Raw genomic sequence first — 20841 nt, 5'->3', positions numbered from 1 at the left:
TTAGTACAGTGCTCGCAGTTGTTCGGTGAGATCTGCTTCGAGCTCGTCGATGAACTCGTTCCAGTCCTCGGCGGTACCCATGCGGTTGAGCCGCGGGGCGGCGTCGACGTCCTGAATCTCTTCGACCGGCACGCCGGCCTCGAGTGCATCGAACGCTTCGTCGTTGAACGTCTTGATCGCCTGGAGCATCCGGTAGGTCTTCTCGGGCTCACAGTAGGTGTCGACGTCGTGGAGCGCGTTCTGCTGGAGCCAGGCCTCACGCAGGTAGCGAGCGACCTCGAGCGTGAGCTGCTGGTCCTCCGGCAGTGCGTCCTTGCCGACGAGCTGGACGATCTCCTGGAGCTCGTCTTCCTCGTCTAGGACGTCGACTGCCCACTGGCGAACCTCCGGCCAGTCGTCTTCGACGTTGTCCTCCCACCACGGATCGAGCTGGTCTTTGTACAGCGAGTAGGACTCGTTCCAGTCGATCGCGGGGAAGTGTCGTCGTTCCGCGAGGTCGGCGTCCAGTGCCCAGAACGTCTTGACGATACGCAGCGTGTTCTGGGTGACCGGCTCGGAGAAGTCCCCGCCCGGCGGCGAGACTGCGCCGACGACCGAGATCGATCCTTCGTCGCCGTTGATCAGTTGGAACTTGCCGGCGCGCTCGTAGAACTCGGAGAGTGCAGCCGCGAGGTACGCGGGATACCCCTCTTCGCCGGGCATCTCCTCGAGTCGGCTCGAGATCTCACGCATGGCCTCGGCCCACCGGGAGGTGGAGTCGGCCATCAGCGCGACGTCGTAGCCCATGTCACGGTAGTACTCCGCGATCGTGATCCCCGTGTAGATACAGGACTCGCGGGCCGCGACGGGCATGTTCGACGTATTTGCGATAAGACAAGTCCGGGCCATCAGCGGGTTCCCGGTCTGTGGGTCGGGCAGTTCCGGGAAGTCCTCGATGACCTCGGTCATCTCGTTGCCACGCTCGCCACAGCCGATGTAGACGACGATGTCCGCGTCGGACCACTTGGCGAGTTGCTGCTGCGTGACGGTCTTCCCGGAGCCGAAGGGACCGGGAATCGCGGCCGTTCCGCCCTTCGCGAGCGGGAACAGGCCGTCCTGGATCCGCTGACCGGTGACCAGCGGTTCCGTCGGCGTCTCCTTGTCGCCAGCAGGACGGGCCTCTCGGACCGGCCACTCCTGGCGCATCTGGATCTCTTCGCCGTTGTCGAGTTCGACGACCGTCTCCTCGACGGTGAACTCGCCACTTTTGACCGCCGTCACTTCGCCGCCTTCGTAGTCCGGCGGCACCATGACCTTGTGGTCGATGGTGACGGTCTCGGGGACGATCCCGACGACGTCGCCGGGCTCGACCGTGTCGCCTTCCTCGACTTCGGGCGTGAACTCCCATTCTTTCTCCAGGTCGATACCGGGAGCGTCGACCCCGCGGTCCAGGAAGGCCGTCCCCATCTTGTCCTCGAGGACGTCAAGCGGGCGCTGGACACCGTCGTAGATGGAGTCCATCATGCCCGGTCCGAGGTCGACCGACAGGGGTTCGCCCGTGTTCTGGACGGGTTCGCCCGGGCCGACGCCGGAGGTTTCCTCGTAGACCTGAATCGTGGTCAGGTTCCCTTCGATCTCGATGACCTCGCCCATCAGCCCTTCGTCGCCGACGTAGACGACGTCGTTCATCCGGGCGTCGAGGTCCGTGGCGGTCACGACCGGACCGCTCACGCTTTCGATTACACCGTCTTCGTCGACGGATTCGATGTCTTCTGCCTGGCTCATAGTGTTACTCGTTGTCGCTGTCTTCGTCCTCTTCCATCAGGTCGATACCGATCGCGCGTTTGATCTGGTCGCGCAGTCCGCCACCGCCGGTTCCGCTACCGAGCGTCACGACGACCGGCTCGACGCTCGTCTCGACGTCCTGGCGGACGTTTCGCGAGAGGAACTCGAGATCGTCGTCGTGCATCACGACGATGCCGACCTCGTCGTCGTCGAGAACCGTCGTGACGGCGTCGTCGAGCGACGACTCCTTCTCGTCGTCCGGAACGTTCTCGAACCGACGCACTCCCGCGAGGCGGAAGCCGGTCGTAAACTCCGGACTGCCGACGACTGCGATTTCCTGGCTCATAGGATCACCAGCTCCTGTTCGATCTCGCTTTCGGAGAGGCCGACCTCTCGACCGCGAGCGATCGCACGGATGTTCTCGACTTCGCGTTCCTTCGCGAGGATGTACGACAGCACGGCCGACACCGACACCGGATAGATGCTCGAGAGCGTATCAGCGTACTCGAGCAACGCAGCGTCTAGTGCGTGCTCGAACTGGATAAGGCTATCAGCATCGCGAAGCCGATCCAGGGCACCCGCGAGTCGGTCGCCGTAGCGTTTGTTCTCGGCGATGTGGTCGACCAGCGCGTCGTAGTCGTTGACGAGCTGTCGCAGCTCCGACTCGTCGAACAGGACGCCGCCCTCGATGTAGTAGGTCGCCGGATCGAGGTCGGCGCCGCTGCGTGCGAGTCGCAAGGCGTTGCGAGCGTTCCGGAAGTCGATTTCGGCCTGCAGGAACTCGACGTACCGTGCCTGTGGCCCCTGCTGGGGCTCCTGGGTTACCGACGTTCGACCGACGTCCTCGAGCAGGTGCTCGTAGAACTCACGGTCTAAGGTGTTCTCGAGGGGGACGAGCGCTCCTGTCTCCTCGAACTCCTCGTAGGCCGCTTCGAGTGGCGCGGCGTAGATCGTCCGGTCGAGGACGGTGATCGCGTCCTCGATCGAGTCGACCTCGAGGAGTCGATCGATCGTCGTCTCCTCGAGTTCGCCGGCCATGATCAGGTCCGTCCGAATCTCCTCGGGATCGGTTTCGGTGTAGATCCCGCGGATGATCGTCTTGATGTTCCAGACGTCGAACTTCCGGAGGTACCGGGCGATGAGGTCGTAGAGCCGACCCTGCGACCAGTCGAGCAGGTCCTGGAAGTGCTTCGCGAGGTTGCGGTTCAGGGCGAACTCGATCAGATCGACGCCCGAGAACCGCGCACCGAGATCGTTGATCTCGCGTTCGTACTCCGACTCCTCCATGAACCGTGCGATCCCGCTCGGCCCCATCCGGATCAGCTTCCGATAATCTTCGTCCGCGAACAGCTTGGCTCGGCGCGACCGAACGCGAGCGTTCACGTATTCCGGATTCGAGGCGCCTACACTCATTGGTCGAAGAGTCGGGTGCTGATCTCCCGGAGGTTGTCTTCCCAGACGTCCTCTAAGACCGAGTCGAACGTGTTGTTGACTCGGACGCGGGACTGTTCACTCTCGACGACGACGCCACCGAGACAGTCGTACTCGCCGGCGTACTCGTAGCCGTCGTACTCCTCGAGGATCGACTCGAGTAACTCCTCGTCGTCGCTGCGACCGTAGACGCTGACGTCGTGGTCGTCGTCGAACTCGCTGCTTGCGGCATCGAGTAGGTCGCGGGTCAGCTCCTCGCGAGTCGATCCCTCGAGGGCGACGAGCTCGTCTTCGACCTGCTCGCGGACGTCGCCGAGCACGTCACGACGGGCCTCCAGGCGCTTTTGCTTCGCCTCCAGTTTCGCACTGGAGAGACGCTGTTCGCGCAGCTGCTCGATCTCACGTTCGACCTCCTGCTCGGCCTCTGTGAGGATCTCCTCGGCGTCCTCCTCGGCGGCCGATTCGATCTCTTCGGCGCGCGCTTCGCCCTCGGCGCGGATATCCTCCGCACGCGCGTGGGCCTCTTCTCGAATGTCTTCTACGACTGTGTCCAAACTCATTGTGGGAGAAGGGGGGTGTTGTCTAGACGACGAAGACGACGACCAGCGCCAGGATCACGAGCGTCTCCGGAAGGACGGTCATGATCAGGCCTGGGACGAACAGGTCGTCGTCCTCGGCGAGCGCACCGACTGCGGCTGCACCGATACCACGCTCAGCATACCCTGCTGCGAGCGCGGCGAGACCGACTGCGATAGCGGCCGCACCTTCGTTGCTCAGGAACGGACTCTCTTCAACGGTTTCGGCACCATTCTGCGCCAGTGTTGCGATTGCGTCTTCCATTGTTAGTAATCCTCACTGTGGTTTCGATCGTTTCCGAACGGTTCGTAGTTCTTTCCACCGCCTTCATAAAACTTCCCAAAGAACTCGACGTACTCGAGCCTGACACCCTGCAATCCTGCGCTCGTGATACCAAGCAACAGGACCAGGATGTGGCCGACGACCAGCACGACGATCCCGACGAGGAACTCGGCGGGACCCATGTGGAACAGGCCGGGGAACATCTCGGTCGAGCCTTCGGGAATGACGTTCCATGGGGCGTCGAACGGTCGGGCACCCTCGGGAGTCTGGTAGGCCCCGAAGGTGAGCAGGTTGACGACGAACGCCATCCCACCCTTTGCGAGCAGGACGGCGGTCATCCGTGCGTAAGAGACGGCGTGAGCGAACGGCATCGCGAACTCGGCGAGTTCGGCTGCGTCACCGACCGCAAGCAGCGCGAACCCGAGCAGGATGGCCACGAGCGGAGCCGTCACCTCGAATCCGCCGACGGAGAACAGGCTCATCATGCCGAACCCGTCGAATCCGAAGGCGAACGGCTGGCCGTCGAACGTGGTGTAGATGAAGTCAGGCTTGACGCCTGCGGCCTGCTCGGTGAACACCCACACCCAGATGCCGTTGAGCATCAGGAGCCACGAGCCGCTGTGGGTGATCGCACCCCAGAGACCGTGGCCATGTTGGATGTTCTCGACGAAGTCGAGGATCCAACCGATGTTCAGGTGGAGCACGCCCAGCGCGACCGCGACGATCAGCCACGCGTTGACGTAGTCAGTCGTCGCCGGTGAGAGACCCTTGTCTCCCATCGGGGCGCCGCCGTCACCGAAGATCATATACCCCAGCTCGTGGAGGCCGAAGAACTCTCCGAACAGGATGCCGAAGAAGATCGTCAGCGCACCACACCACATCGCAACGCCGCCGAGACTCGAGATCCCGGGGCTCTCGAAGCTGCTGTACATGTAGTATCCGACCAGCACGTACAGGAGCCCGTAGCCGACGTCGCTGATCATGAAACCGAAGAACAGCGGGAACGTCAGCCACAGGAAGATGGTCGGATCGAGTTCGTTGTACTTCGGCCGGTTGACTGCCTTCACCAGCGTCTCGAACGATTTCGATCCTTTCGGGTTATCCTGAATCGTCGGCGGCTGGTTGTCCATCGTCACCGCCGTGCCGCCGTCCGTGACGGCCTTCTGCTGTGAGGAGTCGGCTTCGGCCGCCGTCTCCTCGTCGTCTTTGGCGTCCTGGGTCCCCTGGTGGACGTCTTCGGTGTGTGTCTGGCCGTGGCGGTCGTAGCTCGCACGCTCGAGCTCTTCGACCTCGACGCTGTCACCGACCGCGTCGTTCAGTTTGGCGAGGAGACGGTCGTACTCCTCGGCGGGAACCCATCCCTCCGCGATGAACGCGTGATCGGTCGTCGCGAACTGCAGGGGGGCTTCGGCCTGCTGGACCTCGACGGTCAGCTCTTCCTCGACGCGCAGGAGGAACGGGCCCTCCGAGCGCTCGATCTCCTCGAGTTCCGCGTCGATCTCCTCGAGTTCGTACTCGAGTTCCTGCTTGCGCCCCTCGAGTTCGTCGACGTACGCGTTCGGACTCTGTTCGGTGTCCGGTACTTCATGGCGGTTGAACTCGACGCCGACGAGCGCGTCGTCGATCGGGTCGTCGGCGTCCTCGGTGGGCGCGGCCACGACGGCCACGACGTCACCGCCGGTAAACGTCTCGAAGGCGCGGACGTCGTCCGACGCCGCAAGCGCCTCCTCGATCGCGTCGGTCGGCCCGTCGCCGACGACGACGTCGACGGTCTCGTATCCGGAGAGGAGATCGAGGTCGATCCCGAGCTCCGCAAACGGCGCGACGCGGTCGATCCGATCCTCGACCTGTCGGAGCTCCTCTCGGATCTCGCTGCGCTTGTCGTCGAGTTCGTTGACGCGGGTCCGGATCTCTTCTAAGCGATCCTCCCAACCGTCTTCGAGGGATCCTGGTTCGGCCTCCTCGGCCGACAGCTCCAGGGTGCTCTCGAGGGCGCGAACGGTCACCAGCTTCTCGGACGCCTCGTCGGCGCCCTCGATCGGGTTTCCGTTGTCGAACCCGTCCCAGGAGCCGTCGTAGTCCGAGAGATGAACCAGGTTCATCTCGTGGATCGTCTCGATGACCGTGGGCATGACGCCCGTAGAGCCGGTCACCGAGACCTTGCTCATCTGCTTAGGTCTGAGCATGGACGTCCTCCTGGAACAGTTCGACGACGTGGTCGGTCACTTCGTCGACCCGGTCCTGGGCGCGCTCCGCGAGGGCTTCGCGTTCCTGCTCGCCCTCCTCGAGGACGCGTTCGCACTCCTCGTCGATCTCCGCGCGCGCCTCCTCGAGGCGGCGCTCTTTGAGTTCGCTCGCTTCTTGTTCCGCTTCCGTGCGAATTTCCTCGGCACGCTCCCGGGCCTCGGCTATTCGCTCGTCGCGGTCGTTCTCTGCCAATGCGACGATCTCGTCGGCTTCCTCCTCCGCCGACTGTATTCGTTCGAGAACCTCTGGCCTCGGCATACTCTAAGCGCTTGAAACTTTGCGAGAGCGCGTATATGGTAGTTGCGATAGTCGGCCAGTAGCACTTCGATCGAACCGGCCGCGTGCTGTCGATCGTTCGTCGCGTGATCGGGCCGAACAGCAGACATTATCCCGGTTCGCTCGAAAGCGGTCACGCATGGGAATCCTCGAGCACAAGGCCCGGGCCCGACTGTTCTATAAGTACCTCTCGAAGGTCTACGATCAGGTCAACCCATTTATCTGGAACGAAGAGATGCGCGCCGAGGCGCTTTCCCTCCTCGACCTCGAGTCCGATATGCGGGTGTTAGACGTCGGCTGTGGCACCGGTTTCGCGACCGAAGGACTGCTCGAACACGTCGACGAAGTGTACGCCGTCGACCAGAGCGAACACCAACTCGAGCAGGCCTACGAGAAGTTTGGGAAACGCGGCCCGCCGGTACACTTCCACCGCGGCGACGCCGAACGACTGCCCTTCGCGACCGACACGTTCGACGTCGTCTGGTCCTCGGGATCGATCGAGTACTGGCCGAACCCGATCCTCGCACTGCGGGAGTTTCGCCGCGTGTTGAAACCCGGCGGCCAGGTACTCGTCGTCGGGCCGAACTACCCCGACAGTTTCCTCGCACAGAAGCTGGCCGACTCGATCATGCTCTTTTACGACGAGTACGAGGCCGACCGCATGTTCAAACGGGCCGGCTTCGAGGACGTCAAACACATGTTCCAGGGACCGTCGTACGATCCCGACGTAGCGATTACGACGATCGGACGCGCACCCGAGTAAGTCGGTATCTCCCGTCTGTTTTACGCTGTTCCTCGAAAGCACGACCCGTCGTTACGAGTGCAATGTAGGGCAGCGGTAAGCGTCGTAATTTTTCTCCGTGCTGATCGACCGGCATTCGTTTCGTCGCGTTCAGTTTGCTGATGCCTCGAGATCCGCGACGACCGTCCCGTCGACGACGAGCGTCACCGTTACCGTATCGCCCGTCTGGATCGTCGGCGTGTTCGTCTCGGCGACGCGCAGCGTCGCTCGCTCGCCGGCTCGCCACTCGGCGTCGGCTTCTGGATTGAACGGCCCGCTCGGCGTCCCACGATAGCCGTCGGCGCCGACGAACGGAACCGGCGGCTGGTGCTCGAGTGACTCGTCTTCGACGGCGACGCGGACCTCGAGTTCGGTGACGTCGATCGGATCACCGCTACGGTGCTCGACAGTGATCGTCGATCGGTCACCGTCGACCGTCAGTCCGAACGTTGCAGTCGGGGCGGGTGACTCCATCGACCACGCTCCGACACTGACCACGATGGCCGTCGCCAACAGGAGTGTGATCGCGAGCAAGAGGAGCGTCCCGACGAGTGGAGCGATCCCTCGATCCTGGTTCGTGGACCGACGGCGGCCGTCGTCACAACAGCTGTCACTGTGTTTTCGAAATCCGGCTCCGACTCGACGAGCACGCGAACGAAGACACACGCACGCTGCTGGCCGCTCGTTCCCGGATAAAGGTTCGGTGGATCGAAATCGCAGCTACTCGACCGAGACGGTCACGTCTTCGGTGTCCGTCTCGACCGTGAGCTCGTAGTCACCGAGCGGCGGGATAAACCACAGCGTCCCGTCGGTACCTGTCGTTCCGACTTCGGTTCCATCGGCCAGGACCGTCGCCTCAACCGATTCGTTGGACTCGGCGTCGGTCACAGTAATTTCTGCCGGCCCGTTCGCAGGCGTCGTCGTCAGTTCGAGTTCGAGACTTCCGTCGGTCCACGTTTCGACGTCGTCCGCTGGTAGTGACTCGACCGAGAGCTCCTGGTATTCGCGGTAGACTTCACCAGCGCCGCCGTCGAGATAGACCTCGAGCTGGTTCTGGTCGCGCTCCATGGACAGTACGTAGAGATTCCGGTTACTTTGGTCGGAGTACCACGACCAGCCTTGCTCTTCACCAGCCCACGGGTATCGATCGGTCGCGTACGCCATGGTTTCGGAGTTGGTGCTATCCTCGAAGTCGTCCGGCACGGCCAGCGACCGACGGTTGTCGAAGCGAACCGTCTCACGAACGTACGTACCTTGTTCGATCGTCGAGAGGCTGTACCCGATCACGTCATCATCTTTCTGTGCCGTGCGAACCCTGACGTCGACCTCCTGATCGGGTGCCTTCGCCGCCTGTTCGAGGCTCGAGCGGATCGATGTCTGATGCAGGTCGAGAACCGTTTTGTCGGCTCCGATTTGCTGATACGAGAGATCGTAGCCGTCAATTCTCGGCGTTCGCTCTTCGGTGAGATCGTCGAGTGCGTTTTCGAGCGCTGCTGCCTCGTCTTGGTTCCGTAATAGCGTCTGGATGAGCTCTCTGTCCGTCAGATCCCCCCTAGCGTGAGCGAGAACCGCCTCCTCTTCTCTGTCTTCGATCGCTTCGATTCGATCGAGAATATCGTTGTACGCCGACCGAACCATCTCTTCGCGTTCGGCGTCCGACGCGTCGTCGAACTCCCGTTCGACGAGCGTATACTGAGCGTGGTCGACCCGGAGCTGGCTATCGCTGCTGGCAAGCGAGACGCCCAAGTCAGAACCGTATTCGGCTCGTTCATCTCTGATCTCGCCGATCAGCGGAAGCCGGTTCGTCGTGTCGTCGACCTCGACCGGCGTTTCTTGCTCGGAGTGTGTGTGATGGTAGGAAGCATTCAGATCCACCTGTGCCGCGGGACCAGCCGTCGGACCCGAAGAGACGACAGGTATCGCAAGCAGTGACGCCACGAGTATCGTGGCGAAAAAAGCGGGGATCGCGTTATTCATCGGCCCACCCTATGGGCTCCTGATACAAAAACTGGTCGCACGAACTGTACGTTCGAAAACGGCGTCGAAAGCGGCTAATAGCCGCATTTACAGCCAAAAGTAACCGTTTATTTTCCGATGGAAAGTGTTTTTTCCCCGGGGAAACCACCCGTTGATACGTATGCGGTTATTCACCGCCGTTACAGTCGCCCTCACAGTCCTCCTCGCGACGTCTCTCGTGGGGGCGGTGGCCGCCGCTCCGTCAGCGCCGGGTGGTGCGTCCGAGCCACCGCCGGCCGGTTCGGCACAGCCCTCGCTCGAGTCGGGGAGTGGAATGTCCGTACAAACGGCTACTCCGGCGTCGTCTACTCCGTCTCTTATGTCGACTAGCTCGTCGGCGGAACCAGATCCGAAACAGGTAATTCGCGTCTCTATCGACGAGTCCGGTGACGCCCAGTGGACTATCGAGAGCCGGTTTCTCTTGACCGACGACGACGATATCGACGATTTCGACGACTGGGCCGAGCGCGTCACGGCCGGTGAGCGAAACGTCGCGTACGATCGACAGTGGTTCGAAGCACGTGCAAGCGACGCCGCGGACCGAACCGATCGCGAGATGTCGATCGAAAACGCGAGATGGGACGACCCACGCGTCCAGCCAGCGGAAGACGATCCGATCGTCGACACCGAGTCGGCCGACATAGAAGACGACGACCAGTTACACGTCGGCGTGATCAGTTACTCGGTCACCTGGACTAACTTCGCGACCGCCGAAAACGACCGTCTCTACGTCGGCGACACGTTCGACACTCCCTACGGTGTTTGGCTTTCGTTGAGTGCTGACCAGCGTCTTGTCATCGAGTATCCGGACGACTACGCCCTCGAGACGCCGACTCAACTCGAGTGGGACGGCCCATACGAGTTTACCGAGGACGAACTCGAGATCATCTTCGTCCAGAGCGGGGGTGGAGACGGCGGTATCGATCTTTCTACCGTGCTGGGAGGCGGTCTTGCCGTGCTCGTAATCGGCGTTGTGGTTGGTGTGTTCTTCCTCATACGTCGCGGTACCGATGCTGATCTCCCCGAACCACTCGACCGTGTTCGCGATTTCGCCGGTGGACGTCCTCGGTCGGGTTCGTCTGCTGGCGGTGACGGACGGAAAGCCGACGTCGATCGGCGCCGTGACGTCGATTCGCCTCCAGAAACGACGGGGACCAGCAGCGACGCGGCGACCGGAACGGAACTCGAATTCAAAGAGGGGATCGACAACGAGATCGATCCGGAGCTATTGAGCGACGAAGAGCGTGTTCTCCGTCTGCTCAAGCGAAACGGCGGCCGAATGAAGCAGGCAGCGATCGTCGCGGAAACTGGCTGGTCGGACGCCAAAGTCTCACAACTCCTCTCTCAGATGGACGACGAAGGCGATATCGAGAAACTCCGTATCGGTCGGGAAAACCTCATTACGCTCCCGGAAGTGGAGCCGACCGAGATCGAGTGATACGGACTGCTGTACCGAGTTCAGAGAGTCGTCTGTGTGAGAGGGTCGTGTCCGTAAATCGGTATCGAGAACCGTCCGTACAGCAGTCTGTATCAGCCGCTCGTGGCCTTCACGCTAGGGGGGTCCGCTCGACTACCTGTCCGTCGTAGGTCGGATACTGCTCGACGATCTCGCCGTCCTCGAGGTCGCCTTCCTCGATCATCTCCTCTAAGAGCCACCAGGCGATTTCGACGTGGTCGGATTTGACGGTGTAGAACTCCTCGGGGACGCCGAGTTCGACGAAGCGCTCGGGGTCGGCGGAGGTCTTGCCGTAGACGAGCGTGCCGTCGTCGGTGATGTCGTCGAACTCGCGGCGGATGTTGCGGGCCATGCGTTTCAGGCGGCGACGGTGCTGGGCGGCGTCCTTGAAGACGGAGGTACAGAAGTAGACCCGTTCGTGGTCACCCATCACCTCGAGGATCTCCTCGCGGGAGCCGTCGACGGCGCTCATGTGGTCTTCTTTGAGTTCGAACCCCTGTTCTTGCATCCGGCGATAGTTGCCCTGGGACATCTCGAACTCGTTGACGTTACAGAAGTCAGCGGCGCCCTCGTCTAAAAACTCGAGGAACTCCTCCTCGGCGCGGATGCCGGGAATCTCGAATGCGGGGGTCAGCCCCTCCTCCCGGGCGATATAGAGAATGTCCTCCCACTCGGTGCCGTGGAGGTCGCCCCACAGTTCGTACGGCGGGTGGAAGCGAATCTCGTCTAAGCCGGCCTCCGAGAGGCGGCGCATGTTCTCGCGGCCGCCCGTGATTCCCGTATAGAGGTGGGTGTGGTGGTCTTCGCCGAACTCGTCTTTGAGCAGTTCGAGATAGTGGCAGGTCCGGCCGAGGGCCTCCTGGGGTTCGCCGCCGGTGATCGACGTCCCCAGCGCGTCCATCCGGTGGGCCTCCTCTATGACGTCCTCGTCGGTCTCGACGAGCCGTTCGTTGGCGTAGACGTCCGTGACGTTCTTTCGGTTCTCGCCGAGTGGGCAGTAAAAGCAGTCGCGCTGATCACAGTATCCGTATACGAACAGCACCATCTTCCCGCCTTTCGCGCACTGCTCACAGCCCTTCGAGATCATTCGAACGTACGTACTGGCCCGACTCACAAAAGCCGTGCGAAACGGAGAGGCCTACGCGAGACGCTCCCGTAGGGCCGGTCGGTGGCCCCGTCGACGAGCTGACGGATCCGAGACGTGGTTCGGGCACCCGGCATACTATATACGGTGCTCACTAAAAAAACGGCAGTAGATGTCGCCCGGGACCACCGTTCTCTACGTCGACGCCAACCCGGAGATTCGCTCGGTGGCGGCTGCCGTCCTCGAGCGAACCGGCACTGGCCTCGAGGTGACGACAGCGAGAAGCGGCCGTGAGGCGCTCTCACGGTTGGATCGGGACGACGTCGACTGTCTCGTCAGCGAGTACGAACTGCCGAGGATGGACGGCCTCGAACTCCTCGAGTCGGTCCGCGAACGCGAGTCCGGATCAGAGCTCCCGTTTATCCTGTTTCTCGAGGCAGGAAGCGAGGAGCTCGCAAGCGAGGCGATCTCAGCCGGCGTCACCGACTACCTCCGGAAGGGGTCGGGAACGGATCAGTACACCGTCCTCGCTGACCGGATCGAGACCGCTATCGAGAAACGCCGTCGGGACCGTACTCGACGCGAGAAGGAACGCGAACTCGAAGGATACCGGACGCTCGTCGAGACGGTCGACGATCCGATGTACGTCCTCGACGAGGACGGCTGCTGTACGATCGCCAACGACGCCTTCTGTGAGTTAGTCGATGTTGCCCGGGACCGGCTCGTCGGCGAGCACATCGTCGAGTTCCTCAGCCGGGAATCGTTCGAGCGGGGTGCCAAAGTCGTCCACCGCCTCTATACCAGCGACGCCGAGTCGGATCGGTTCGAGTTCACCGTCGAGACGGACGACGGCGAGCGACGCGTCGGCGAGGCGAACGTGACCGTTCTCACCGACGACGATGGCGAGTTCGCCGGCTCGACGGCCGTCGTCCGCGACGTCACCGAGCGAAAACGCCGAGAACGCGAACTCGCACAGTACGAGCGGATCACAGCGCTCGCACCGGTCTCCCTCTTCGTTCTCGATGCGGACGCGACCATCACCTGGCTCAACGACGAGTTCGCCGACGCCTTCGCCGAGGACGCCGACGAGCTGCTCGGGATGTCGTTCCCGGACCTCATCGATCGGGGCTATTACCACGAGCGCGTCAAAGCCACGTACACCGACGAGGTCCGGAAGCTCCTCTCCTCGTCGGTCGATAAGGAGTGTGCGACGTACGACGTTCGATTTCGGACCGCCGACGGTCAGGAGCGCATCCACGACGTCCACACCACACTCCTGCCGCTCGAGGACGGGGAGTTTACGGGAACGATTCACGCGATCCGCGATACGACCAAGCAGCGTCGATACCAGCGCGAACTCGAGCGTCAGAACGAGCGGTTAGCCGAGTTCACCAGCGTCGTCAGTCACGATCTGCGCAATCCGTTAAACGTCGCCAAGGGACGACTGACGCTTCACGAAGAGGCGTGTCCGGCCGACGACGGCGAGTCGCTCGAACAGCTTCGACAGTCACTCGAGCGGATGGACGATCTGATCGAGAACCTGCTGTCGCTTGCTCGCCATGGACGGACGGTCGGCGACCGGGAGCCGGTCGCGCTCTCGCGACTCGTCCGCGAGGCCTGGTCGGCCGTCGACACCGACGGTGCGACGCTCGTGTGTTCGATCGAGGGGACGGTCAGCGCCGACGAGGGACGCCTCCGAGCGTTGCTCGAGAATCTGTTTCGAAACGCAGCGGAACACGGTGTCGAGAACGCCCCGGAGCCGGCCGTCACCGTCTCTGTTGGACGTCTCGAGGGTGACGCTGACGGCGAATCCGGATCGGGGTTTTACGTCGCCGACGACGGAACCGGGTTCGAGTCCGATCCGGAGGACGTCTTCGCGTTCGGACACACGACCACCAACGACGGCACCGGGTTCGGACTGGGAATCGTCGCGGAGATCGCGGCGGCCCACGGCTGGAGTGTCACCGCATGTGAGAGTCGTGATGGCGGCGCCCGATTCGAGATCCGGGACGTGACGTTTCTCGACGAACGGCCCTCGATCGACCGCAGCGAAAGCGTATCTGTCGACTGACGTTCACTCGAGCGGTCGTCGATAGCGACGACCCACGAGACGCGGTCGAGTGTTCACTGACTACATCAGTCCCGCCACACCCACAGACGATCGCGAAGGGACGACCGTCGAATTCTGTCGTCCCCAGAAGATGGAAATACCCCGCGGTCGAACGTTCGACAGATGCTGCTGGTCCTCTGTGTCGACCTTGACGACGACCTCGGTCGCAAAACTGGGTTCTCGACGCCGGTTATCGGCCGCGAAGCCGTCGAGGAGGCAGCCGTCGCGCTCGCGACCGCGGACCCGGAGGACTCCGACGTCAACGTAATCTTTCAGGGAATCCACATCTACGACGACCTGGCCGATCGCGACGAGAGCGTCGAGGTCGCCGTCGTCACCGGTAACGACGAGGGCGACGTCAAGGCAAACCGCGAAGTCGGCGACGAGGTCGATACCGTCCTTGCGAATCTCTCGACGGCCGAGGACGTCACCGCGCTGGTCGTCACCGACGGTGCACAGGACGAGTCCGTCATTCCGATCATCCGCTCGAGGGTCCCTATCGACGGCGTCCGCCGCGTCGTCGTCCGGCAGGCACAGAATCTGGAGTCGATGTACTATACGATCAAACAGGTCCTCGACGATCCGGAGACGCGGGGGACGGTCCTCATCCCGCTGGGGATTCTCCTGTTGATCTACCCGCTCGCACTGATCGGGAGCGCCCTCGAGATGCCCGGATTCGTCATCGGGACGACCTCTGCGCTGCTTGGACTGTATCTCATCTCACGGGGGCTCGGACTCGGCAAGCGCCTCGACGAGGCCGTCGAGCGCGCCCGTCGCTCGCTGTACGCCGGTCGGACGACCCTCCTCGCCTACGTCGTCGCTGCCGCGTTGTTCGTCCTCGGCGGGGTCAGCGGAGTGAACACGCTCGAGAGCGTCCAGGAGTCAGCGGGCGGCGAGGTCGGCGCTCCGGTCATGCTCGCCGCGCTCGTCTACGGGTCGGTTCAGTGGATTGCCGCTGCCGGCGTCACGACCAGCCTCGGCCAGATCACCGACGAGTACATCGCCGGCTCTCTCGAGTGGCGCTATCTCAACGCGCCCTTCTACGTGCTCTCGATTGCGATCGTCCTCCACGCGGTGAGCGCGTTCTTCCTGGACGAGGCCGGGATCAGCTATCTCGCGACGGCGCTGACGGTCGGTACCCTGCTCGGGATCGCGAGCACGCTCGTCTTCGCCGTCGTCGAATCGCGGTATTCCGACGGCGACGGCGACGACGCCGGCGAGACGCCCCGAACCGACAGCGCTTGAGACGGACCGCTGTCCGTCGGTGCCGGCGTCGCTGCGATCGACTGCGGGTGGAAGACCGGGAATCCGTCCGGGACCGAACCGACGGTGCCGCTACCGTTCGCGCTCGACGACGAACTCCGCCAGTTCGGCGAGATAGTTCCTGGCTGCCGGATCGGCGACCGTGACCCGGTCTAGGGCGTCGATCGCTCTGTCGGACTCGGCGCGGGCGCGGGCGTTTGCCTCCTCGGGCGTGAGGTCGGTTACCTGAACGACCGACGGTCGCTCGAGGGCGGCGTCGTGGCCGGTCGGCTTGCCGAGCGCTTCGGGGTCGGCGATCGCGTCCAGGACGTCGTCCCGGATCTGGAACGCGATACCGACCCGTTCGGCGTACTCCCCCAGTGCCTCGACGGTCATCGGATCCGAGTCGGCAGCGATGGCACCGAGCTCCGCGGCAGCACGGAACAGCGCGCCCGTCTTGCGCCGGGCGAGGGTCATATACTCGTCTTCGGTTTCGGGCTCGGCCGACAGCTCTGTCGCCTCGCCGATCCCGAGTTCGACCATCGCCTCGGCGACGACCTGTGTGGCGTCCGGATCCGACGAGAAGAGCGCGAAGGCTTCCCCGAGCAGACCGTCGCTCGAGACGATCGCCGGCCCGTAGCCGAACTCGGCCCAGGCGCTTGTCGTCCCCCGACGGAGCTCCGAGCGGTCGATGATGTCGTCGATCACGAGCGAGGCGCTGTGGACGAGTTCGATCCCGACGCCGAAGTCCACTGCGTCCTCGACCGTCCCCCCGACGGTCTCACACGCCAACACAGTCACCATTGGCCGGACGCGTTTCCCACCCGACAGTGTCGTGTGGCGCACTTCCTTACGCAGCGCGTCCGGCTCGAGGTCGTCGACTACCTCGACGAGACGGTCCTCGATCAGCGCCCGACGACGCTCCAGACGATCCATTAGCAGCGCTTAGGACGGGGGTAAAAAGTAGGTGACGGATCGACAACGAGCTCCGCCCGCCCGAACGGCCGCTCACGTGTGGAATATCACTGGTTCTGTGACGTTCCGGACTCGAGTACGCAAAAGTTGCGTGAGTTCCGATGGTTCGCCGCGGCTGGCCCGTTCTTCGAGCAAAAAGGACCGCACGAGCGCAGCGAGTGCGGTGAACTTACTGGAACTCTTCGGTCAGCGCGGGGACGACGTCGAAGAGGTCGTCGACGATCGCGTAGTCGGCGATATCCATGATCGGCGCGTTGGGGTCGGTGTTGATCGCGACGATCGTATCGGAGCCTTTCATGCCGGCGACGTGCTGGACGGCACCCGAGATGCCGATCGCGACGTAGACGTCGGGTGTGACGACCTTGCCGGACTGGCCGACCTGCCGGTTTTTCGGCAGCCAGCCGTTGTCGACGATCGGCCGCGAGGACGAGACCGTCGCGTCGAGTGCGTCGGCCAGTTCGCGGATGATCTCCAAATTCTCCTCTTCTTCGATCCCACGACCGACGGAGACGAGCACGTCGGCCTCGCTGATGTCGACGTCGCCGCCGCCGACCTCCTCGAATCCCGTCACGGTGGAGCCGACGGCGTCCTCGTCGATGTCGACGTCGAAGGCCTCGATCGAGGCGTCGCCGGTGCCCTCTGCGGCAGGCCACTCGGCGCCACGGATCGTGACGACGGCGTCACCGGAGAGTTCGGCCGTGGTCTCGACTTTGCCGCCGTACATCTCGCGGGTGGCGGTCAAGCTGTCGCCGTCGGCTTCGAGGTCGACGGTGTCGGTGACGATCGGCAGGTCGAGTTGGTTGGCGACGGCGGGGGCGTAGTCCAGTCCGTTGACGCTGTTAGGTGCAAGCACGTACTGGGGCGCGAGTTCGTCGTAGAGCTGGGTAACCGTCTGCGTGTAGACGTCGTGGTTGAACTCCTCGCCGTGGTCGACGGTGTGGATCGTGTCGACGCCCTCACGGTCGAGTTTCTCCGCGAACTCGTCGACGGTACCGCTGATGACCGCCACGTGGAGGGCGCCACCGGTCGCGTCGGCAAGCTCACGGCCCGCGGTGATGAGCTCGTAGCTGACGTCGCGCAGTTCGCCGCGTCGGTGGTCCGTAACTGCCAGAACGTCGCTCATGGTGCCACCCCCTTCTCGCGAAGCAGCTCACCTAACTCCGAAGCGGTCTCGTCGGCACCGCCCTCCCAGACGGTGACGTCGCTTTCGCTTTCGGGCTCGTACATGTCGGTCAGCTCGAGTTCGGAGTCGACGGCGCTTCCCTCGACACCCAGGTCGTCGAGGCTCTGGACGTCCAGTGGCTTTCGCTGGGCCTGTCGAATACCGCGCAGGCTGGCGTATCGAGGCTCGTTGATCCCCGTCTGGATCGTCAGGACGGCGGGGAGTTCGATCTCGGTGAGCTCCTCGACGCCGCCCTCGAGTTCGCGCCGTACGGAAGCGACGCCGTCCTCGAGATCGTGCTCGAGGTGGTTGACGACGGCACCCCACTGTGCGCCGATCTCCTCGGCCAGCGAGACGCCGGTCGCGCCGAAGCTATCGTCGCCGGCCTGGACGCCGGTCAGTACGAGGTCGGGGTCTTCGGCCTCGACGACGGCGCTGAGGATCTCCGTCTTCGCGCCGACGTCGAGCAGGTCGGCCTCGGCGAGTGAGTCGTCCCAGACCCTGATCGCGCGGTCGGCTCCCTTCGCCAGCGCCTGGCGGATGGTCTGTTCGCAGTCTTCCGGCCCGATCGTGACCGTGACGACTTCGTCGGCGACGCCGTTCTCCTGGAGCTGGACGGCTTCCTCGACGGCGTAGTCGTCCCACTCGTTTAAGTCAGCACCCAGGTACTGATCGGCGATCTCAGTACCCTCGATCTCGAACTCGTCTTCCACGGTCGCGACTTCTTTGACCGTTACGAGGATTTTCATCGTCTACTACTGCCGACGTCTACCCCGTAAACCTTTTCCAAACGGCTTTTCAAACCGCTATCGTTTATTTAACAGTCTTTACTGTCAATGATGTACGGGTTACAGCGGTTACAGTATCAACACAGTACTTTCCATCGTTACCGGTTCTGCGCCACTAGAGTCGCAAGACGGAAACGGTTTAACGCCACCGCTGGTAGTGCGTGATATGGCTGACTGTCCACTCGCCGACGATTGTCCGAGTTTCTCCGAGCGGATCTCGGGAATGGGGTGTCAACACTACGGTGACCGGGGCGGCAAGGAGTGGTGCAACCACTACAATCAACCCATCGAGGACTTGCAGACCCAGCCCGTCAAGGCCGGCGAGGAGATCGTCATCGACGTCGTCGACATGCACGAAAGCGGAGCCGGCGTTGGCCGGACCGAGGACGGCTTCATCGTCCTGGTCGACGGCATCTTGCCCGAGGCCCGCGCTCGCGTCGAGGTCACACAGGTCCACAGCAACCACGCTCGAGCCGAGGAACTCGAACTGCTCCCGATGGATCCGGACGAGGAAGCCGACGACGGGGCCGATACGGCGGAGGCGGAGGCGGACTCCGACATCGACGAAAGCGAAGACGGAGACGAAGACGAGGATAAGACATCCCGTGAACGACTCGGCAGTCGGGAGAACTTCTGGGGCTCGTAACACCACCTCGTGGGCAGTCGTCGCGGTCCGTCGCGTTCCCGATCTGTTTCTGTAGCGCTTGACGTCTACTACTGTCGGAGAGACTATTCACCGGTCGGTCCGGATGCCGTCGATCACCGACGTTCGGCGCTGTCAATCACCTCGAGGCTCTACAGTTACGCAACCCTGCCGCGGGCGGAAGGATTTTCTTCCCGCCCGTGCGCGAAGAGGACATGGAGCGGCTTTCGCTGTCGAACTCGGCGTTCGAAGGCAACAACAACGCGTATCTCTTTGCGGACGATCGAGAGGTCGTCCTGATCGATACGGGCGACGGTATGGCGACGACGCGCGAGCAACTCGAGGCCGCGTTTGCGGACCGCGGTCTCACCTTTGCCGACGTCGATCGGATCTTTCTCACACATTGGCACGGCGATCACACCGGACTGGCCGGGACGATCCAGGCCGAGAGCGGCGCCGACGTCTACGTCCACGCCGACGACGCTCCGCTCGTGGAGGGGGACGAGGACGCCTGGGCCACAATGGAAGAGACCCAGGAGGCGTACTTCGAGGAATGGGGGATGCCCGAAGAGAAACGGGCTGCGCTCCGCGAGCGGCTCGCCGACGGCAAGACGGCGCCACAGGCGCCGACGGTCACGACGTTTACGGACGGCGAGACGTTCTCGATCGGCGAACGCACTCTCGAGGTCGTCCACACGTCGGGCCACGCAGCGGGGCTTAGTACGTTCGAAACGACCCACGACGGACAGCGGGTGGTGTTCTCCGGCGACGCGCTGTTGCCGGTCTACACGCCGAACGTCGGCGGCGCCGACGTCCGCGTCGATCGGCCACTCGAGAAGTACCTCCGGGCGCTTCAGCGCATCGTCGACGCCGACTACGACCTGGCGTGGCCGGGACATCGCGATCCGATCGAGGAGCCGGCCACACGGGCCCAGCACATCATCGACCACCACGAAGAACGGGCCTGGCGGGTGCTCGACGCCCTCGATCGGCACGGACCCTGTGACACCTGGACGGTCAGTGCCGACCTGTTCGGCGACCTCGAGAGCATCCACATCCTCCATGGACCCGGCGAATCGTACGCCCACCTCGAGCACCTAGAGCGGGCTGGGACCGTCGTCCGCGAGGGGACCGACTACCGGCTGGCCGACGGCGTCACGGACGAACTGGCCGAAACCGACGAACAGCGGTGGGTACTCGAGTACTGATCGTCCGCCTCTAATTATCACATCGACGCCGAGAGCATCGCCGCCGAACTCAAACAATCAGCAGGGTAACGTATTCGGCGATCCGAGTCGGGCTATGACCGCAGCGATCGACGAGTCTGCGCGCGTCGTCGAATCGGACGTCGGGCGGGCGGAAATCCGCGAGTACGTCACCGTCAACGACTCCGATATCGGCGACGATTGTCGAGTGTACGAACGGACCTCGATCAAGAAGTGCCGGATCGACGATCGCGTCGATATCAACGCGGGGTCGTACGTCGAGAACGCGGAACTCGGGCCGACCGTCCAAATCGGGCCGAACTGTAGCGTCGTCGGAGTGACACACGAGTTGACCGAGGAGGGACTGACCTTCCGCAACGACGTCTTCGAACGAATCATCCTCCACGAGGGCGTCTTTCTCGGAGCCGGTGCGGTCGTCGGCCCCGGCGTCGAGATCGGTGCGGGATCGGTTATCGCGGCCGGAGCGGCCGTCACGGACGATGTCGGTCCCGAACGGGTCGTCCTCGGCTCGCCGCCCGCCCAGCGGATCGTCGATCTGGCCGAGTGGCTCGACGGGTGACCCGCTTCGATTCGGTGCTCGTTCAACGACATTTGTCGAGTGAATACCACCCGGGACGGGGATTCGGTGTCCGTCCCGCTGGTCGAGTGCGACCTCGAGACGACCGACGATCCTCGATGCGGTCTTTCTCGAGCACGGGTTTGAAGAACTCCTCCGGCGTGAATGGGATTTCAGGGAAGTCTACGATGGTAGTTCTGACCGATGCCGGATTTGATAATATATT

The 20841-nt window shown here is 63.1% G+C and carries 20 protein-coding genes; 7 read left to right on the top strand and 13 right to left on the bottom strand.

Features of this window, described 5'->3' with window-relative positions:
• From RBH26_RS10905 to ahaH, 7 genes are read right to left on the bottom strand one after another with little or no spacing between them, the layout of a single operon-like run.
• The gene (locus RBH26_RS10905; RefSeq protein WP_306758306.1) at positions 1 to 1764 is read right to left on the bottom strand and encodes an ATP synthase subunit A; all 1764 of its coding nucleotides are present in this window, start codon (positions 1762 to 1764) and stop codon (positions 1 to 3) included.
• A gap of 4 nt (positions 1765 to 1768) precedes the next feature.
• A complete protein-coding gene (locus tag RBH26_RS10900) occupies positions 1769 to 2110 on the bottom strand; it encodes a V-type ATP synthase subunit F (RefSeq protein ID WP_306758305.1) in 342 nt (113 codons plus the stop codon).
• The gene (locus RBH26_RS10895) at positions 2107 to 3177 is read right to left on the bottom strand and encodes a V-type ATP synthase subunit C (protein WP_306758304.1); all 1071 of its coding nucleotides are present in this window, start codon (positions 3175 to 3177) and stop codon (positions 2107 to 2109) included. The genes RBH26_RS10900 and RBH26_RS10895 overlap by 4 nt, the downstream gene beginning before the upstream one ends.
• Positions 3174 to 3755 carry a V-type ATP synthase subunit E gene (locus RBH26_RS10890; protein WP_306758302.1) on the bottom strand — a complete coding sequence of 194 codons (582 nt, stop codon included), beginning with the start codon at positions 3753 to 3755 and terminating at the stop codon, positions 3174 to 3176. Before RBH26_RS10890 ends, RBH26_RS10895 begins: the two co-directional genes overlap by 4 nt.
• Positions 3756 to 3777: 22 nt before the next feature.
• Positions 3778 to 4035 (bottom strand): hypothetical protein, encoded by a 258-nt coding sequence (locus RBH26_RS10885; protein ID WP_306758300.1) that lies wholly within the window; start codon positions 4033 to 4035, stop codon positions 3778 to 3780.
• A gap of 2 nt (positions 4036 to 4037) precedes the next feature.
• A complete protein-coding gene (locus tag RBH26_RS10880; RefSeq protein ID WP_306758299.1) occupies positions 4038 to 6239 on the bottom strand; it encodes a V-type ATP synthase subunit I in 2202 nt (733 codons plus the stop codon).
• Positions 6226 to 6558, bottom strand: a complete 333-nt coding sequence (ahaH, locus tag RBH26_RS10875) for an ATP synthase archaeal subunit H (RefSeq protein WP_306758298.1) — start codon at positions 6556 to 6558, stop codon at positions 6226 to 6228. Before ahaH ends, RBH26_RS10880 begins: the two co-directional genes overlap by 14 nt.
• 157 nt (positions 6559 to 6715) lie before the next feature.
• Here ahaH and RBH26_RS10870 point away from each other — a divergent pair, with 157 nt between their 5' ends.
• Complete coding sequence (locus RBH26_RS10870; RefSeq protein WP_306758297.1) at positions 6716 to 7339, top strand: methyltransferase domain-containing protein; 624 nt, start codon at positions 6716 to 6718, stop codon at positions 7337 to 7339.
• 129 nt (positions 7340 to 7468) lie between these two features.
• Here RBH26_RS10870 and RBH26_RS10865 read toward each other — a convergent pair whose 3' ends face one another.
• A complete protein-coding gene (locus RBH26_RS10865; protein WP_306758295.1) occupies positions 7469 to 8023 on the bottom strand; it encodes a type IV pilin in 555 nt (184 codons plus the stop codon).
• Between the two features lie 54 nt (positions 8024 to 8077).
• Positions 8078 to 9334: a hypothetical protein gene (locus tag RBH26_RS10860; protein WP_306758294.1), complete on the bottom strand. Its 1257-nt coding sequence runs from the start codon at positions 9332 to 9334 to the stop codon at positions 8078 to 8080.
• Positions 9335 to 9692: 358 nt separating this feature from the next.
• On the opposite strand from RBH26_RS10860, the gene RBH26_RS10855 reads away from it, so the two are divergent.
• Positions 9693 to 10811, top strand: a complete 1119-nt coding sequence (locus tag RBH26_RS10855) for a hypothetical protein (RefSeq protein WP_306758293.1) — start codon at positions 9693 to 9695, stop codon at positions 10809 to 10811.
• A gap of 109 nt (positions 10812 to 10920) precedes the next feature.
• Here RBH26_RS10855 and RBH26_RS10850 read toward each other — a convergent pair whose 3' ends face one another.
• Positions 10921 to 11916 carry a radical SAM protein gene (locus RBH26_RS10850; RefSeq protein ID WP_306758292.1) on the bottom strand — a complete coding sequence of 332 codons (996 nt, stop codon included), beginning with the start codon at positions 11914 to 11916 and terminating at the stop codon, positions 10921 to 10923.
• Positions 11917 to 12085: 169 nt separating this feature from the next.
• On the opposite strand from RBH26_RS10850, the gene RBH26_RS10845 reads away from it, so the two are divergent.
• The gene (locus RBH26_RS10845) at positions 12086 to 13984 is read left to right on the top strand and encodes a PAS domain S-box protein (RefSeq protein ID WP_306758290.1); all 1899 of its coding nucleotides are present in this window, start codon (positions 12086 to 12088) and stop codon (positions 13982 to 13984) included.
• Positions 13985 to 14146: 162 nt separating this feature from the next.
• Entirely contained in the window at positions 14147 to 15268 is a 1122-nt protein-coding gene (locus RBH26_RS10840) for a DUF373 family protein (protein WP_306758289.1), read from the top strand.
• 90 nt (positions 15269 to 15358) lie between these two features.
• Here the strand turns inward: RBH26_RS10840 and RBH26_RS10835 are convergent, their stop codons facing one another.
• The 3 genes from RBH26_RS10835 to RBH26_RS10825 form a co-directional block, all read right to left on the bottom strand.
• Complete coding sequence (locus tag RBH26_RS10835) at positions 15359 to 16201, bottom strand: polyprenyl synthetase family protein (protein ID WP_306758287.1); 843 nt, start codon at positions 16199 to 16201, stop codon at positions 15359 to 15361.
• Positions 16202 to 16409: 208 nt separating this feature from the next.
• Positions 16410 to 17363 (bottom strand): electron transfer flavoprotein subunit alpha/FixB family protein, encoded by a 954-nt coding sequence (locus RBH26_RS10830; protein ID WP_306758286.1) that lies wholly within the window; start codon positions 17361 to 17363, stop codon positions 16410 to 16412.
• Positions 17360 to 18151, bottom strand: coding sequence for an electron transfer flavoprotein subunit beta/FixA family protein (locus tag RBH26_RS10825; protein ID WP_306758284.1), 792 nt, complete (start codon positions 18149 to 18151; stop codon positions 17360 to 17362). The genes RBH26_RS10830 and RBH26_RS10825 overlap by 4 nt, the downstream gene beginning before the upstream one ends.
• A 205-nt stretch (positions 18152 to 18356) precedes the next feature.
• Here RBH26_RS10825 and RBH26_RS10820 point away from each other — a divergent pair, with 205 nt between their 5' ends.
• From RBH26_RS10820 to RBH26_RS10810, 3 genes are all read left to right on the top strand, one after another.
• Positions 18357 to 18836, top strand: a complete 480-nt coding sequence (locus RBH26_RS10820) for a TRAM domain-containing protein (protein ID WP_306758283.1) — start codon at positions 18357 to 18359, stop codon at positions 18834 to 18836.
• A 212-nt stretch (positions 18837 to 19048) separates the two neighbouring features.
• Positions 19049 to 20041, top strand: a complete 993-nt coding sequence (locus tag RBH26_RS10815; RefSeq protein WP_306758282.1) for an MBL fold metallo-hydrolase — start codon at positions 19049 to 19051, stop codon at positions 20039 to 20041.
• A gap of 94 nt (positions 20042 to 20135) precedes the next feature.
• Entirely contained in the window at positions 20136 to 20618 is a 483-nt protein-coding gene (locus RBH26_RS10810) for a DapH/DapD/GlmU-related protein (protein WP_306758281.1), read from the top strand.
• Positions 20619 to 20841: the final 223 nt, after the last annotated feature.

This window comes from Natronolimnohabitans sp. A-GB9 (genome assembly GCF_030848565.1).
Taxonomy (GTDB): Archaea; Halobacteriota; Halobacteria; order Halobacteriales; family Natrialbaceae; genus Natronolimnohabitans.
Note: the sequence above shows the minus strand (reverse complement) of the source record. Positions and strands in the feature narration are given on the sequence as shown.